This window comes from Novosphingobium sp. BL-A-41-Hi4B-X5A (genome assembly GCF_055521705.1).
Genome location: NZ_JBVFVT010000002.1, coordinates 49,664 through 65,915, shown reverse-complemented (window position 1 = coordinate 65,915; position 16,252 = coordinate 49,664). Strand labels below are relative to the sequence as shown.

15 protein-coding genes are annotated in these 16,252 nt (G+C 64.4%); 7 read left to right on the top strand and 8 right to left on the bottom strand.

What is annotated here, in order from left to right:
• Positions 1-179: 179 nt before the first annotated feature.
• From ACZ1JY_RS16180 to ACZ1JY_RS16170, 3 genes are read left to right on the top strand one after another with little or no spacing between them, the layout of a single operon-like run.
• A complete protein-coding gene (locus ACZ1JY_RS16180; protein ID WP_118075095.1) occupies positions 180-956 on the top strand; it encodes a TIM barrel protein in 777 nt (258 codons plus the stop codon).
• A 33-nt stretch (positions 957-989) separates the two neighbouring features.
• On the top strand, positions 990-2,333 hold the full coding sequence (locus tag ACZ1JY_RS16175; protein ID WP_465131302.1) for an MFS transporter: 1,344 nt from the start codon (positions 990-992) through the stop codon (positions 2,331-2,333).
• Positions 2,334-2,344: 11 nt separating this feature from the next.
• Positions 2,345-3,292 (top strand): ThuA domain-containing protein, encoded by a 948-nt coding sequence (locus tag ACZ1JY_RS16170; RefSeq protein WP_465131301.1) that lies wholly within the window; start codon positions 2,345-2,347, stop codon positions 3,290-3,292.
• A 54-nt stretch (positions 3,293-3,346) separates the two neighbouring features.
• Here ACZ1JY_RS16170 and ACZ1JY_RS16165 read toward each other — a convergent pair whose 3' ends face one another.
• From ACZ1JY_RS16165 to ACZ1JY_RS16155, 3 genes are all read right to left on the bottom strand, one after another.
• Positions 3,347-5,005 (bottom strand): putative bifunctional diguanylate cyclase/phosphodiesterase, encoded by a 1,659-nt coding sequence (locus tag ACZ1JY_RS16165; protein WP_465131300.1) that lies wholly within the window; start codon positions 5,003-5,005, stop codon positions 3,347-3,349.
• Positions 5,006-5,158: 153 nt separating this feature from the next.
• Complete coding sequence (locus ACZ1JY_RS16160; RefSeq protein ID WP_465131299.1) at positions 5,159-6,718, bottom strand: carboxylesterase/lipase family protein; 1,560 nt, start codon at positions 6,716-6,718, stop codon at positions 5,159-5,161.
• Positions 6,719-6,726: 8 nt separating this feature from the next.
• Positions 6,727-7,569: a nuclear transport factor 2 family protein gene (locus ACZ1JY_RS16155; RefSeq protein WP_465131298.1), complete on the bottom strand. Its 843-nt coding sequence runs from the start codon at positions 7,567-7,569 to the stop codon at positions 6,727-6,729.
• Positions 7,570-7,902: 333 nt separating this feature from the next.
• Between ACZ1JY_RS16155 and ACZ1JY_RS16150 the strand changes: the two genes are divergently transcribed.
• The 3 genes from ACZ1JY_RS16150 (at position 7,903) to ACZ1JY_RS16140 (ending at position 10,181) form a co-directional block, all read left to right on the top strand.
• Positions 7,903-8,895 carry a sugar phosphate isomerase/epimerase family protein gene (locus ACZ1JY_RS16150; protein WP_465131554.1) on the top strand — a complete coding sequence of 331 codons (993 nt, stop codon included), beginning with the start codon at positions 7,903-7,905 and terminating at the stop codon, positions 8,893-8,895.
• 13 nt (positions 8,896-8,908) lie between these two features.
• Positions 8,909-9,283 carry a C-glycoside deglycosidase beta subunit domain-containing protein gene (locus ACZ1JY_RS16145; protein ID WP_118075090.1) on the top strand — a complete coding sequence of 125 codons (375 nt, stop codon included), beginning with the start codon at positions 8,909-8,911 and terminating at the stop codon, positions 9,281-9,283.
• Between the two features lie 64 nt (positions 9,284-9,347).
• Positions 9,348-10,181 carry a 3-keto-disaccharide hydrolase gene (locus ACZ1JY_RS16140; protein WP_465131297.1) on the top strand — a complete coding sequence of 278 codons (834 nt, stop codon included), beginning with the start codon at positions 9,348-9,350 and terminating at the stop codon, positions 10,179-10,181.
• 249 nt (positions 10,182-10,430) lie between these two features.
• On the opposite strand, the gene ACZ1JY_RS16135 is transcribed toward ACZ1JY_RS16140, so the two are convergent.
• The 4 genes from ACZ1JY_RS16135 to ACZ1JY_RS16120 all read right to left on the bottom strand — a co-directional run bounded on the left by ACZ1JY_RS16135 (position 10,431) and on the right by ACZ1JY_RS16120 (position 13,227).
• Positions 10,431-10,919, bottom strand: coding sequence for a TspO/MBR family protein (locus ACZ1JY_RS16135; RefSeq protein ID WP_465131296.1), 489 nt, complete (start codon positions 10,917-10,919; stop codon positions 10,431-10,433).
• Between the two features lie 133 nt (positions 10,920-11,052).
• On the bottom strand, positions 11,053-11,823 hold the full coding sequence (locus tag ACZ1JY_RS16130) for a TIM barrel protein (RefSeq protein WP_465131295.1): 771 nt from the start codon (positions 11,821-11,823) through the stop codon (positions 11,053-11,055).
• 3 nt (positions 11,824-11,826) lie between these two features.
• Positions 11,827-12,825 carry a sugar phosphate isomerase/epimerase family protein gene (locus ACZ1JY_RS16125; RefSeq protein WP_465131294.1) on the bottom strand — a complete coding sequence of 333 codons (999 nt, stop codon included), beginning with the start codon at positions 12,823-12,825 and terminating at the stop codon, positions 11,827-11,829.
• A gap of 15 nt (positions 12,826-12,840) precedes the next feature.
• A complete protein-coding gene (locus ACZ1JY_RS16120) occupies positions 12,841-13,227 on the bottom strand; it encodes a C-glycoside deglycosidase beta subunit domain-containing protein (protein ID WP_465131293.1) in 387 nt (128 codons plus the stop codon).
• 121 nt (positions 13,228-13,348) lie between these two features.
• Here ACZ1JY_RS16120 and ACZ1JY_RS16115 point away from each other — a divergent pair, with 121 nt between their 5' ends.
• The gene (locus tag ACZ1JY_RS16115; RefSeq protein ID WP_465131292.1) at positions 13,349-14,968 is read left to right on the top strand and encodes a GMC family oxidoreductase; all 1,620 of its coding nucleotides are present in this window, start codon (positions 13,349-13,351) and stop codon (positions 14,966-14,968) included.
• A 214-nt stretch (positions 14,969-15,182) separates the two neighbouring features.
• On the opposite strand, the gene ACZ1JY_RS16110 is transcribed toward ACZ1JY_RS16115, so the two are convergent.
• Positions 15,183-16,103, bottom strand: coding sequence for a hypothetical protein (locus tag ACZ1JY_RS16110; RefSeq protein WP_465131291.1), 921 nt, complete (start codon positions 16,101-16,103; stop codon positions 15,183-15,185).
• Between the last annotated feature and the right edge of the window lie 149 nt (positions 16,104-16,252).

The window sequence follows — 16,252 nt, the reverse complement described above, 5'->3', positions numbered from 1 at the left end:
ATAGATTCTATTTGTCAAACCCCGGTCTGCATTATGTCTTAGTGTTGCTGCCGCATTCGGCGGAGCCCCCTTGACCTAGGCCCGTGAGAATGCGAACATGCATTCCAATAAAGTAGCGGCCCTTTCTGCCGCCAGGCAAACGCACCGCATGGTGCGGGGCCGCCGATTGGGAGATCGACGTGCCTGCTTCTGACTACCCGCTTTCATCCTGCATCGAATGGCAGTTCGCCGAAGCCGGTGACCTTGCCGACCGTATCCGCGCCGCCAAGGCCGGGGGCTTCGATCTGGTCGAGTTCCACCTCTGGCGCGACAAGCCGGTCGAGGCCATCGGCGCCGCCCTTGCCGAAACCGGCGTCACGCTCACCGGCATCTGCGTTGATCCGCGCCGCTCGATCGTCGATCCGGCAGAGCGCGCCGAAATGGTCGCCGCCGTACGCGAGACGATCGAAGCCACAGCCCCGCTCGGCAAGCCGCCGCTGATCGTCGCCTCGGGCTTCAAGGTCGAAGGGATGAGCGAGGAAGACCACTTCGCCAACGCCGTCGCCGCGCTCAAGGAAGCCGCCGCCCTTGCCGAACAGGCCGGCGTCACCCTGCTGCTCGAACCTTTGAATACCCGCCTGTTCTCGGCGATGTATCTGGTCAGCACCACGCTCGGCCTCGATCTGGTCGAAGCCGTCGGCAGCCCCAACCTCCGCCTCCTCTACGACGTGTGGCACAGCGCCGTGATGGGCGAGGACATTGCGCAAGTCCTCGAAGGCCGCATCCACCTCGTCGCCCACGTCCAGGTGGCCGACATGGACGACCGCAACGAACCCGGCACCGGCACGGTTGACTGGGGCCATGTGATGGGAACGCTCGAAAGCCTTGGCTACAAGGGCAGCATCGGCATGGAGTATTTCCCCACCCTGCCGATGGACCAGTCGCTCGAGCTGACCCGCAAGACGCTGGCGCTCTGATCAAGACATAACGCTGCGGTCCGGGAGAGGAATGTGGCAGACAACAAGTTGAGCTTCGCCGAACGCCTCAGCTACGGCATGGGCGACATGGGCACCAGCCTTGCCTACAACATGGCGAGCGGGTTCCTGCTGTTCTACTACACCAACGTCGTCGGCATGCCGGCGGCAGGGGTGGGTACCATCTTCCTGATCGCCCGCCTGCTCGATGCGGTGATCGATCCGGTGGTCGGCATCATGGTCGACAAGACCCGCAGCCGCTGGGGCCGCACGCGCGGCTATTTCCTGTTCACCGCCCTGCCCTATGCGCTGCTCACCGTCGCGCTGTTCCACGTGCCTGACTGGAGCGACGGCGCGCAGCTCGTCTATGCCTTCGTCACGTTCAAGGCCTTGGGCATCCTGATGTCGGTCCAGGCGATCCCCTATACCGCGCTGATGCCGATGATGACGTTGGACCCGAAGCAGCGACTCAAGCTGTCCGGCATGCGCGGCGTCGGCACATCGATCTCGGTGGTGCTTGGCACGGCGGCGGTCATGCCGCTGGTCGGCGTGTTCGGTGGCGATGACCAGAACAAGGGCTTCCAGTACGTCGCAATGCTGTTTGCCGCCATCGGCTTTGCCGCAACGCTCGCGCTCTTCGCCAACTGCAAGGAGCGCTTCGAGGACGGCTCCTCGCCCGACTTCGCCATTGGCCCCGCCGTCAAGGAAATGCTGCGCAACAAGGCCTGGCTCGTCGTCTTCGCCTCGTGCCTGCTCTATTTCATCCGCTTCGGCCTGATGATGAGCGCGACCGCCTATTTCGCCATCGACGTGATGCGCCAGCCGTGGCTGATCTCGGTCATGCTGCCCGCCGTCTCGGGCATGTTGCTGCTCTCCTCGTTCGTCGCCCCGCCGATCCTTGCCCGCACCGGCATCCGCAAGGGCAGCTCCTTCGTTCTTGCACTGGCTGCGGTGATCTTCGCGGTGCTGCCATTGGCGCAAGGCAACACGGGCCTGTTCCTCGCGCTCTACATCGCCGCCTGCCTTGCCACGTCCATCACCATCACCGCCGCCTTCGCCATGATCGCCGAGACGGTGGACTACCACGAATGGAAGTTCGGCACCCGGCGCGAGGGCCTGCTTTCGGCCGGCATCAGCCTCTCGACCAAGGTCGGCATGGCCATCGGCACCGCAGGCTTCGCCTTCATGCTCGGCGCAGCCGGCTATGTGCCCGATGCCGTGACCGACACCGCGCGCGAGGCGATCCGCTGGACCTACTACGGCAGCGCCGTGGTCCTGCTCGCCCTGCAGACCGTGGTCGTCCTGATGTGGCCCATGGACGGCCTGCACGAAACCATCCGCAACGATATCGCCGCGCGCCAGCCCGCAGCGGCGGAATAAGGGAGAACCTCATGAAAAAGCTCCTTGCCGCAGCCCTCGCGGCCTGCATTGCCGTGCCTGCCGCCGCACAGGTCATCGTCACCATCGATTATCGCCCGCCCGAAACCGTGCAGCGCGTGGCCATCCCGGTGAACCCGGCCGAGAACCGTGTGAAGGTACTCATCATTTCGGGCCGCAATTCCTACGAGCATGACTGGACCGGCGTGAACAACATGCTGCGCACCATGATGCACGACAGCAAGCGCTTCGACGTGCGGGTGACCGAAGATTTCGACAACGGCACGCTCGAGACCCTGAAGCAATACGATGTCGTCCTGCTCAACTATTCCAGCCGCTGGAACTATGCCGATCCGGTGCAGAAGGTCTGGTCGGACAGCGCCTTCAAGGCGCTCTACCAATACGTGCGCGAAGGCGGCGGTCTCGTCGCCTATCACTCCAGCTTCACCTGGGGGCGGGACATACCCGAATACAAGAAGCTGATCGGCGGCGCGATGGAGCCCGGCTCAAGCCGCCGCGCCCCGCCCGGCGCCTTCCCCGTCCACCTGGTTGACCGCACCCACCCGATCACTGCGGGCATGCGCGAGTTCGTGTGGACCTACAACGACGACATGTACACCAACATGGCAATGGACCCGGACGCGAAGATCCATATCCTCGCCACGGCCCACGATTCAGCGGCTGCCTATGACCCGAAGCTGACCGGCCCCAAGTACCCCGCCGCCGCCTACACCCCCGAAAAGCTCAAGGCCATGAAGGGCATCGACGCCGATCACCCGCAAGTCTGGACTGCCGATTATGGCAAGGGCCGCGTCTTCTCGATCACGCTTGGCCACGATGAAGTCTCGCTCCACTTCCAGCCGCTGCAGACCCTGATCCTGCGCGGCACCGAATGGGCCGCCACCGGCAAGGTCACCCTGCCGGTGCTGGAAGAGGCAAAGGACTATCCGACCAGGCCCTGACGCCAAGGCAGGGTGCTGTACCTTGGCGGGCGGGTGCGAACGGCGCCCGCCCCTCTATCTTGCAGCCGCCACCCGCGCTTGCGGAACGGGTGCGAACAGGCGGACGATCTCGTCCGCCGCAACCGCCCGTCCATAAAGGAACCCTTGCGCTTCCTTGCAGCCGAGTTCGCGCAGCACGCGTTCCTGCTCGCGCGTTTCCACCCCTTCGGCGATCACTTCGAGGCCCAGCGTGTGCGCCATCTGCAGCACCGCGTCGACGATCGCCGCGTCGGCATCGGAACGGTGGATGGCTTCAACGAAGCAGCGGTCAATCTTGAGCCGATCGAGCGGATAGCGCTGCAGCAGGCTGAGCGAAGCATAACCGGTGCCGAAATCATCGAAGGCAATGTCCACGCCCAGCGTCTTCAGGCGCTTGAGCATCGTCGCAATTTCGTCGTTGTGCTTGATCACGATGTTCTCGGTGATCTCGATTTCCAGCTGCGTCGGCGCGATGCGGTGCTTGCGGCAGGCCTCGCCGATCACGCCATAGAGCCGGGGCGAACGCAGCTGCGCCGCAAACAGGTTCACCGCCATGCGCACTTCGCCCAGCCCTGCGCTGCGCCAGGCACTGGCCACGCGGCAGGCCTCGTCGATCACCCAGTCGCCCACGTCCTCGGCTACAACGCTGTCATCGAGCACCGAAAGAAACGCATCGGGGTGCAACAATCCGAACTGCGGGTGCTTCCACCGCAGCAGCGCCTCCACGCCCAGCAACGCCTTGTCCTCGAGCGAGACCTGCGGCTGGAAGTGCAGCACGAACTGCCCTTGCGGCAAGGCCTCGCGCAGTTCCGCACCCAGCCTCTGGCGCTGTTCCGACTGGTTGTGCATCGCCGGCAGGTAATACTTGCGCTGCGCGCCATGCTCGGCCTTGGCGCTGTAAAGCGCAAGGTCGGCGCGCGACAGCAGCTGGTCCAGCGTCGAGGCATCCTGGGGTGCCAAGGCAATGCCGATACTGGTGCCGACGAACACGCTCTTGCCGTTGATCTGGAACGGGGTGGCAAGGCTGTCAAAGATCGCGCGGCACAGCGAATCGATCCGCAGCGGATTGCTGCAATCGGACAGGACGATGGCAAACTCGTCGCCACCGAACCGCGCCACCATGTCGGCATCGCCCACGCAGCCTTCGATCCGCCGCGCCACATCGGCCAGCAGCAGGTCGCCCACGCTGTGTCCCAGCGTGTCGTTGATGTCCTTGAACCCGTCGAGGTCGAGCAGCATCAGCGCACAGGGGCCGCGGGCAATCGCTTCTTCCAGCCGCACGTTCAAGGCATTCCGGTTGGGCAAGGATGTCAGCGTGTCGCAATGGGCGAGATGCTCGAGCCGGCGTTTGGCCGCCTGCCGGTCGGTGATGTCGCGGATCAGCGCGCCGAACATCGGCTGGCCGTTCTCGTCCCACATTGAAAGCGAAAGATCGACCGGGATCTCGTGCCCGTCGGCATGGCGCACCAGCATCTCGACCGCCTTGCCCGCCAGCCGCGCCTTGCCGCTCTTGACGGCGCGGGCCAGCCCGGCCTCGTGCGCGGCGTGATAACGCTCGGGCATGATGATCGTCAGCGGCTTGCCGATCGCCTGCTCCGCACTGAAACCGAACAGTTGCTCGGCCGCGGAATTCCACGAAAGGATCAGGTTGTCAGGCCCTGCGCAAATCGCGGCAGTAGCGGACCGCGCAAGCATCTGCGCATAGCGTCCCGGCGTGGATCGTCCTGTAGGCAAGGCGTGCTCCGTGGTTTGAAAAGAAACCCAAGACCAAAATCTCAGGTTCTTCCTACAACCCGGAGCCTAATCTATCGTCGCCCGCCTAACGTATTGTTACCTAGAGCACTTTCTCTAAATCAAGCCCAGCTTCCCGCCACTTTCAGCATAGGCCTTGAACGCCTCGAACCTTTCGGGCGAGGACACGGCCGGCCGCATCGCTTCACTGTTACCCAGCCGCATGACCGTGGCACTGGCCCGGCCTACCGCCGTCCAGCCGGCACCCGGCCTGCCGGTCCGCATGAAGGCCAGCAGGCGGTCCTGCCATTGCCTGACCACACGCCCGTCGGCTGCCGTCCAGGCGCGATCACCGATGCCAATGTTGCCGAAGACATAGGGCAGCTGCGAGGAGTGGAACGCGCCCCAGGATTGCCCGCCTTTCACCACCGGATAGGCATGGTCATAAAGATAGGCGTAGACCGGCTGCTGCGCGCTGCGCGTGCGCTCCTTTGACCACAGCAGCAGGCCGGCCATGTAGCGGTCGCGCGCGATCAGCGTGTTGGAAGCCATTGCCTCGGCCTCGGTCGCGTGAGGGTAGAGCGCCAGCAGCCGCTCGGCAAAATCGCCATAGCGCGCCCGCACCGCTGCCTCGAACTGCGCCGGGGTGCGCACCGCCATGTCGATCATCTCGGCGCTGTTGTACCCCGTGATCAGCGGCACCGGGCTGACGACCGGCCCGCTGGCGCGCACCGGATCGAACGGCACCACCCTGCCATCGACATTGGGCACGAAGCGCAAGGGCGGCGGCCCGCTCGTCGCGCCCGGAACATAGCGTGTCGCCTCGACCAGCGCCTCGGCCGGGACGCTGCGCATGTCGGCAATGGCAGCCTTGCCGAGCTTTGCCGCAAGATCGCTGCCCACTGCCTCGGCCTTCGCCAGCGGCGGCACATCCACCGCCATGCTCGCCCCGCTGAAGGCAATGGCCTTGTCGAACAGGCCAGCGGCCATCGGTGATACCATCAGGTCCGCCACCGAAGCTGCGCCCGCGCTCTCGCCCGAAACGGTCACGTTGCCGGCATCTCCGCCGAACGCCGCCGCATTGGCCCGCACCCATTTCAGCGCGGCAACCTGGTCGAGCAGGCCATAATTGCCCGAAGACCCCAGCGGCGATTCCGCCGTCAGCTGCGGGTGGGCCATGAAGCCGAACACGCCGACGCGGTAGTTGATCGTCACGACCACCGCGCCCCTAGCGGCCAGCTTCGCCCCGTCATAGATCGGAAGGCTGCCCGCCCCGCCGCCAAAGCCGCCGCCGTGGATGAACACCAGCACCGGCAGCTTCTTCACCGCATGCTGCGGACGCCAGACATTGAGCGTCAGGCAATCCTCGCTCATCGGCGGCGCGGCAAGGAACTCGGCGGTATACGGTCCCCACGGCGCCGGTACGCCCTGCTGGCACACCGGCCCGAACGCAGATGCCTCGCGCACGCCTTGCCACGCAGCCGCCCCCTGCGGCTCGCGCCAGCGCAGCGGCCCCACCGGCGGCGCGGCATAGGGGATGCCGAGGAAAGCCTCCGCTCCCCCCTTCACCGTCCCACGCACATCGCCGCCACTGGTGGACACCAGTGCCTGCGCCAAGGCTCCCTGTGCGGCCAGCCCGAGGGCCAGAGCGCCAAGCAGGCCCACGGTCCGCATCATCGCCACCCTCAGTATTCGAAGGTTTCGCTGAGCGTGCGATAGGGCACCGGCGGCGGCGCATCGAGCGTCTGGCCGGTGTCGGTGCGGTAGGGGTTGTTGCGCATCGTCACCGGCGCATCGGGCTTGGGCATCATCACCGGATTGCCGTCTTCACCGAAATACATCAGGTCGTCGGCAAACGGGTTGTCCTGCGACTTGGCAGCAAAGGGAATCCAGCCCATGCCGTGCGGCGAACGTGCCACTTCGTAGCAGTGCAGGTGCAGGATCTTCCACTGCCCGTCCTGGCGGATGAAGTCGACGCCGTACTTGACCATGATCTCGTGCATCCACACGCGCTTGCCATCGATCATCATATCCTTGACGAACATGAAGTCGGGCGCCTTCTTGGCCGCCTCCACATCGGTCAGTCCGGATTCCACGCCGGCCATCACGAACAGGCCCTTGGCCGTCTGGCCGTCGGCGGCCACTTCGATCAGCGGCGATGCGAGGTAATGGAAGATCAGCTTGCCCTTGGGATTGGGCCGCTGCGCATGATAGCCGGTGATCGATTCCCACGAGGTGTAGACCCCGTTGTTCGAATACTGCGCACGCAGGCCCGGCGTGCCCTTCTTGGCCCAGAGCGGGATGATCTCGGGATCGCGGAAGGCATTGTGCAGGTACATGTAACGCGAGAACAGGTTCTGCACGTCGCCCCGGTCACGTGCGTTCTGCGCCGTGGCGCGAAGCTGCATCACTTCGGCCTTGAGCGCCGCGATTTCGGCGGCAACGTCGTCCTTTGCGTGGACCGGCGATGCCAGGGCACAGGCTGCCCCCATGCCCAACACGAATCCCTTGAGCTTTCCGACTTGCATCTACCTGTCTCCCGTTGCGGTTACTGTCCACGGCGCGTTCGCGCGCTCGATCTCGTCCGTTTCAGAATAAGTATGGTGATTCTAAAACAGCCGTCAAGCGAGACTTGACCGCCTGCACAAAATAGTAGAATGTGCATTCCAATAGAGGGCGACAGACCCTTTGGAGAGAGCGAAAGGCCAGCACGCTTGCGCGCCCCTTCCCGCCTCAAACTCAGGCCGCGTGTGTCAGCGCGCCCCGCCATCCGCAACAACCCCGCCAAGAGGTGACGTGTGTCCAAGATCAAGAGGGGCGTGAGCCTCTATTCCTACCAGAACGAAACCTTCCAGGGTAAGATGACCCTCGAGGACTGCATCCGCACCAGTGCCGAACTCGGCGCCAAGGGCATCGAGGTCATCGGCGAACAGTCGTTCTGGGGCTGGCCCGAATATGGCGTGGCCGATGCCGAGATCGACAACTGGCACCGCATGATCGCGCAGTACGATTGCACCGCCGTCTGTCATGACTTCATGCTGGACTACAAGCGCTACAAGGGCCGCCTGATGCCCTTGGAAGAGCAGGTCGCCAGCGTGAAGAAGGACATCGACTTCGGCGCCCGCCTTGGCGCGAAGTACATCCGCGCCCTCGTCTCGATCGCGCCCGAAGTGCTGGTGGCCGCCGCGCCTTATGCCGAGGAAAAGGGCATCAAGATCCTGATCGAGGTCCACGCCCCGCTGCACTTCGATCACCCGTGGATCATCCGCCACGCCGAAGCCTTCGAGAAGTCCGGTTCGGATGCGCTCGGCTTCCTGCCCGACATGGGCATGTTCCTCCACGCCTTCCCGCCGGTGTGGACCGAGAAGTTCCTGCGCATGGGCGTGCCGCAGAACATCGCCGACTACATCGTCAAGTCCTACGAGGACCGCGTGCTGTCGGAATACGTGATCCTTGGCGTGCAGGATATGGGCGGCACCGGCCCTGCCATCGCCATGGCTGAAACCATGCGCCACAACGCCGCCTACGAGCCCAAGCGCATGCTCGACTTCATGCCGCGCATCCACAACATCCACGGCAAGTTCTACCAGATGACCGAGGACTACGTGGAACCCTCGATCCCCTACGACAAGATCGTCGAAGTGCTGAACCAGGGCGGCTACGAAGGCTACATCTGCTCGGAATACGAAGGCAACCGCTGGATCGAAGACGCGCAGGAGCCGGATTCGGTCGAACAGGTCCGCCGCCAGCAGGTCATGCTCGCCCGCCTTCTCGGCGAAGCGCAGGACCCCGCGATCAAGACCTCGCCCACCGCTTGCGCCGATGCGGAAGCCATGGCCGAAGCTGCAGAATAAGGAGATTCTTCCCATGATGGACAACAAGATGATCGTCGAGGGCAGCCTCCGCAGCGAGAACGGCGGCTTCTCCTTCCTTGGACGCCTGCCCTACTACCGCGGCCTCGGCCTCTCGATGATCGAGGACATCCAGGTCACCGTCGACGGCGCCGTGCAGCCGCGTGAAACCGTGCGCTTCTCGGCCCACGGCAACACCTACACGCTCGACGAGATGGAAACCGTCTACGACGATCGCTGGAACTTCGGCGAGAAGGCCCGAATCATCGTGCTCAACGGCGGACTTGCCGCAGGCGATCACCAGATCACCTTCGCCGTGCGCTACCGCGTCTCCTACCTGCCCTTCGTCCCCACCACCAAGGACACCAAGGACCTCGCGCTCGCCGCGTAATCCCGAGCCTTGCGCTTTCGCGAAAGCGGGGGCGCAAGGTCTCCATCCAGAGGGAGAGATGCCCGTGCCCAGCCGCCGCACCCTGCTGCAGGGCCTCGCTGCCGCTGCCGCCACCTGCGCCCTCCCTGCATCGGCCCGCGCCGCCCCTGCCCCATCACCATGGCGCCCGCTGTTCAACGGCCGCAATCTCGATGGCTGGACGATCTATCAGGACGGTGAAGGCAACCGCGACGCTCACGATGCCATCCGCATCGAAAAGGGCGTGCTGCACATGCTCGGCCCCAGCTTCACCGAACCCGATAGGGCCAGCTTCGGCCACATCGCCACCACCTCGCTCCACGCCAACTACCACTTGCGCATGGACTTCCGCTTCGGCGAGCGCCGCTTTGCCCCCCGCGTCTGGCAGCGCCGCAATTCCGGCCTGCTTTACCACATGGCCCCAGAGCTTGACCGCCTGTTCCCCGATTGCGTCGAATTCCAGTTCGAGGAAGGCGACATCGGCGATGCGATCATGGTCAACACCCGCGCGCTGCAAGGCCCGCTGCTCGGCGGCACGCCGCTATGGCCGACCTACTTTCCCGGCCTGCCCACGGATTACGCCGAACAGATCAAGGCCGGCGGCATCGCCCGCCAGTGGCACCGCCACGCCGGCACTTACGAACGCATGGATGGCTGGAACACGGTCGACCTCGTCGTCTTCGGCGATCAGGCCGCGCACATGGTCAACGGCCGCATCGTCAACACCCTGTTCCGCATGATCGACCGCAACGGCCAGCCCCTCACCCACGGGCGCATCGCGCTCGAATTCGAGGCCGCCGAAGTGTTCATGCGCAACGTGATGATCCGCGATCTTGGCGAGGCCGAGATCGCCCTGATCCGCAAGCAGGGATCGTACTGACCAGAACGGGAATGGTGCAGGGGGCGAAACCCACCCCGCTGCGACTAACGCTTGCTGCGCAAGCGCAAGTCTCGCTCCCCTCCCGCAGGCGGGAGGGGTTGGGGGTGGGCATCCAGCAAAAAAAGGGGGACGGCCCGATCGCTCGCGCCGTCCCCTTGAAGTTCAGGAACTCTGACTGGCAGAGCCCTTCGGGTCGCAAGGGCTGATTAGCTCGCTTCGTCGCAGAAAGATGTGAGGCAATTCACAAGTCTACGAGATTTCCCTCACGTCCCCGAAAGGCCGGTTCAGCCGCACGATCGCAAGGTTCAGACAGGCGGCAAAGCTCACCCAGGCAAGGTAGGGCACGATCAGCCAGCTCGCCAGCACCGAGAACTCGCGCAGCATCACGCACAGCGCCAGCACCGAAAGCCACAGCGGCACCACCTCGACCAGCGCCCAATCCGGCCGCTTGCGCGCAAAGAACAGCGGCGACCACAGGAAGTGACACACGAAATTCACCGCAAACAGCGCGATCACTGTCATCCGCCCGGCCTCGTTGGCGGCGGCATCCCAGCTCAGCACCGCGGCCCACGCCGCCAGCCCCAGGATTACTGTCCACGCCGGGCCGAACAGCCAGTCCGGCGGCTGCCACGAAGGCTTCCTGAGATTGCGATACCACAGCCCGATCTCGGTCAGGATACCACCCGCCCCGCCCAGAATGACAGCCCACAAAACGGCAGCGATGACATGAGGTTGCATGGAATAAAGGTCTGGGCGCTATCGCTCGCGCATGCAACCCGCATCTGTGGGCGCATCTTCCCCTTTGATCCTCCCCATTTTCACGAAGTGCAAATGGGGAGGTGGCAGTCCGAAGGACTGACGGAGGGGTAAATCAGCCGCAAAGCCCGCGGATATAGCCAAACGCCTCGACCGAAGGCTTGGTCGGCTGCAGTTCCAGCCCGATCGTGCCCTTGTAGCCCAGACGCTCGAAGCGGGCGAGTGCCTCCGGCCAGTCGATCTTGCCGCTGCCCGGCTCGCCGCGCCCCGGCGCATCGGCCACCTGCACGTGCACCACCTGATGCATCGCGGCCGAAAGCGCGGCTTCCGGGTCCTCACCCTCGACCACCGAATGGTAAAGGTCGTAGAGCACCTTGACGCGAGGGCTGTCGACCATGTCGGCCACCACCACGCTGTCCTGCGTGGTCGAACACAGCACGCCGGGATGGTCATGCCGGGTGTTGGCGGATTCGAGCAGGATCGTCACGTCCAGCTCCTCGGCGATCGGCAGGATCTTGCGCAGGGCATCGGCAAAGATCGAAAGCTGCACCGGCCGCTTCAGCCACGGCACGCCGCGCCCTGAAGTGACCACCACGTTCGAGCAGCCGAGGAACTTTGCCGCCGCTGCCGCCTCGCGGAACACTTCGAGGAAACCCTCGTGCGTGGCGGGATCGACCAGCTGCGTCACATAGTCCGCAACCGTGCTGATCAGCTCAACGCCATGCGCATCCAGCGCTGCCTTGATCGCATCGAGATCGCGGCCCTTGAGCAGGAACAGTTCCACCTTGCGGAAGCCCGCCGCCGCTGCTGCGGCAATGCGGTCCTCGATCTTCTCACCCGCTTCGGTGAAGCCGTATTCAAGGTTTACCGAGAGTTCGAAAGCCATGACTCAGTTCCCCCAGATGCGGCGGGCCATCGCCTGGTGGCGGCGGACCTGTTCGAAGGCATCGCGCATGTCATAGGCATGGCCTTCCCATTCGGAGACCATCGTGCCGGTGAACCCGCCATCCTTGAACAGCGGCAGGATCGTGTCGTAATCGATCGCTTCCTCGACCAGATCCTCGCTCACGCCATAGAACTTGCCGTGGATGTGGATGGTGCGGTCAACCAGCGCCGCCCAGCTCTTGGGATCGTGGTTCGAAAGGATGAAGAACGCCAGGCACGCCGCCTGAACTTCGAGCGGGCCATGCCCCTTGGGCAGCGCCCATTCACGCAGGCGGCCGGCCTTCTCGTGGCTCATGCCGTCCTCGAGCCAGACTTCCTTCAGCTTGTCGAGCAGGTCTTCCTTGGCGCCCTTGGCGCGCGCGGCATCGAGCATCGATTCCGGGATGCGGCTTGCCGTGCCGCCGAAGTCGGGAATCCAGCCCAGGTACGGCGTGTTCAGCTTGTCGTACATCTCGCCATAGGCCTGCACGGCGGGGTGCCCGGCCCACATCGGCGCGTGAACTTCCACGCCCATGCGGATGTCCAGCTCTTCGGCATAGGGCGCGATTTCCGGCAGCAGGTGCACCGGCAGCGCGAACTGATAGCGCACCAGGCTGAAGCCCATCTTCTTGGCCGAACGCAGCTGGCGCTTGTGGTATTCCACCAGCGCGGCATCCTCGATCGGCTGCGCGCCGGGCTTGAGGAAGCGGTCGGAATTGATCGCGCAGGACACCGGGTTCAGCCCCGTGTCGGCGATCATATGCTTGAACTCCTCCGCGAACTTGTCCGAAACGTCAGGAAATTCACGGAAGTTCTGAAAGCCGATGATCTCGATGTTCGGACCCAGGTTGCGCTTGGCCACTTCGGCCAGCAGCGTATCGAGTTCGAACTGGCGGGTCAGGTACTCGTTGGTGAAGGAATAGAGCGTAACGCCGGTCTGGGGGCCGGTTGCGGTCGTGGTCATAATGCCGGTCCTCTCTCAGGCAGCTTCGACAGTGAGCGTGGAGGTCTGCGGATTGGTGCGCCGCATCCCCGGAATGTAGGGCGGGCTGATGAACAGGTTCAGCGAAACCTCGCGCGTCTCACCCACCTCGGCGCTCAATGAAGGCAGCACCAGAAACGCCGAATCGCGGATGAACCAGAAGGTGTCCACCTTCTCGCCGTTCTCCGCCAGCGGCCACTGCTGGCCATTGTACTCGATCAGCGCGTCGGTCAGGTCCACAGCTTCGCCATCGACCGACAGCGGCCCCACTTCCACCACCGAAAACGGCAGCGAGCGATACCAAGGCAGGCGCATCGCCAGCTTCAACCCGCCTGCCGTAGCGGCAAGTCCTTCTTCTCCGATCACCCGTTCGACTGGCAGCACGATTGCTCTCCCGATAATTAGAATGGTTCTTCTAATCGTCGCTTGACAGCGGGTCAAGGCCTGTGCAGATAAAAAGAGAACTTCAGTTCTATTCTAATTCAGGGACAGGTGCCAGAGGGTCATGGCGGAATTCGATTACATCATCGTGGGCGCGGGCTCGGCAGGCTGCGTTCTGGCCAACCGCCTCAGCGCCGATCCGCAGAACCGCGTCCTGCTGATCGAGGACGGCGGCGACAACCAGCACCCCTTCATCAAGATGGCCGGCGGCTTCATCAAGATGATGGGCAACCCCGATTATTTCCGCGTCTATCAGACCGAACCGCGCCCCGGCATGCGCGGCGGCATCCACACTTACGGGCGCGGCATGGGTGGCTCCTCGGCCATCAACGGCACCTGGTATCTCACCGGCATGCCCAAGGACTTCGACAGCTGGACCGACCACGGCCTGTCGGGCTGGGGCTGGGATGAAATCGCCCGCTGCTACAGGAAGTTCGAGGACTATCGCGATCCCGGCGCGCATCCCGGCCGAGGCCAGGGTGGTGAACTGCAGGTCACTGCCTCGACCTACCAGTCCCCGGTGCTCGATGCGCTGGTCGCCGGCTTCGGCACGCAGGGCATGCCCTGGCTTGACGATATCACCACGCCCGGCAAGCAGGGCGTCGGCCGCAGCCAGTACACCGTCGATCGCAAGGGCGTGCGCGAAAGCTCGTACAAGGCTTTCGTCATGCCGATCCTCGGCCGCCACAACCTGACGATTGCCCAGCACACGGCGGTAAAGCGCGTCACCATCGAGGGCGGCCGCGCCACCGGCGTCGTCACCGAAGCCCATGGGGAAGAGCGCACCCACACCGCCGCGAAGGAAGTAATCCTTTCCGCCGGCGTCTATGGCTCGCCGCAGCTGCTCCAGCTGTCGGGCGTCGGCCCCGGCGCCACGCTGCAGGCCCTGGGCATCCCGGTGATCAAGGACCTGGCCCGCGTCGGCCAGAACCTGTCCGATCACACCAAGTTCGGCGTCTCGTTCGACCTGACGAACCACCCCGGCACCAACCGCGAATTCTTCGGTTGGCGGCTCTATCGCAATGCCCTCCAGTATTTCCTCACCGGCACCGGCCACCTCGCCCGCGTCGGCATGCCGATCACCGGCCTGGTCGCCAGCGAAGGCACGCCCGAGGACTGGCCCGATCTTCAGGTCGGCGCCGCGCCTTTCGCCATGCGCACCGTGAACGAGATGGCCGCCCGCCCCGGCAGCCCCCTCACGCCCAATCCCGGCCTCACCTTCTCGGGCTACCACCTGCGCCCCAAGAGCCGCGGCTCGATCCGCCTCACCTCGCCGAACTTCCGCGATGCCCCGGTCGCCGACGCGGCGATCTGGTCCGATCCGTCGGACAAGGCCAAGAGCCTCGAACTCTTCCGCCTGTTCCGCGCCATCGCCGCATCGGAACCGCTCAAGCCCTACATCGGCAAGGAGCGCATGCCCGGCCCCGACGTGCAGGACGAGGCCGCGATCCTCGCCGAACTGGCGAAAATGGTAGAAGTCGGCCTCCACGGCACCGGCACATGCGCCATGGGCACCAATGAGGCCACCTCCGTCACCGACGCCCGCGCCCGCGTCCACGGCGTCGGCTCCCTGCGCGTCGTCGACTGCTCGATCATGCCCACCCCGATTTCCGGCAACACGAACGGCCCGGCGATGGCGGTAGCGGAACGCGCGGCGGAACTGATTTTGGAGGATGCGGGCTGAGGGACCCCTCCGTCATTTGCTGAAGCAAATGCCACCTCCCCGTTTGTGCTCACGCAAAAACAGGGAGGATCAAGACGACACAATCCTCCCCATTTTCACAAAGTGCAAATGGGCCAGAACACAATCGATCCTCCCCATTTTCACGAAGTGCAAATGGGGAGGTGGCAGCGCGAAGCGCTGACGGAGGGGCAAATCCGCAACCGCGCCCTCGCCGCTACTCCTCCTCAAGCAGCCACTTGCGCCGCTCCTTGATCGGCTCGCTGAGCTTCGGCCCCGCGCAATACTCCTGCTCGAACGCCGTCAGAGGTGGCGGCGACGGTTCCTCGAACTTCGCGGCGATCTCCTTGCGCAGGCAGAACCCCGCCGCCTCGCGCACACCCAGCATGTCGATGGGGATGCGGCTCGTCTCCTTTCGCGCGATCGGTCCTGCCAGATCGGCAATCATCCCGGCCCACGCAGTCCGGTTTTCCCGAGCCTCCGTGCCCTTTCCGCCAGCCTTGGGCGAAATGACGATGCTTGCCCGAACCGCCTCGGCCTCATCAAAGCTGCCGAGTTCGCGCAAACCGTTCGCAAGCCGGAATCGCGCGGCAATGGCTTCGAGGTTCCCCGCATCCGGCTTCACCAGCCGCGCCGCCTCGACGAATTCCGCGTTATAGCGCCGCGCCCGTTCGCCTGCCGGATCGTCGTTCTTCGCCTCCCAGCTTGCTTCCAGCAACCACCAGTGCAGATCCTTGTCGCCCAGAAACTGCGCGGTGCGATAGGCCAGATAGCGCGGCGTCTCGCCTGCGCTGCGCAGCGCCTTGTAACCCTCGCTCGCGATGAACGGCGCAAGCCGCGCCACTTCCTCAGGCGTGAAGTCGCGGTACATCACCAGCCCGTTCGATGGGCACTGCGGCAATTCCACCGGAAACCGGCCCGAACCCAAAGGCATTCCATCCGGCAGCGCACCCCAGGTCGAGATAGACATCAGCGCCATTCGCGTGAACTTTTCGCCGCCGACCGGACAGACAACTTCTTCCTCGGTAAAAGTGCTGGCCTGCGCGGGAGACGTAACTCCCGCAGCAAGCACCGCCAGCAAGGGCAGGAAAACCCGCCCGCCGCACTCGCCTGACTTGCGCCAAACCCTTGAAATCATTGCCAACAAGCGCCGTCCCCCTCACCACCATCGGATTGCCACGATGCCATGCCCTTCCGGCCAGAGCAAACGCAGCTTGCACCGATCCGGCCACGCCCCCCACGCAAAAAAGGCGCGGTCCTTCCCCGGGACCGCGCCTTCAGCGTGTT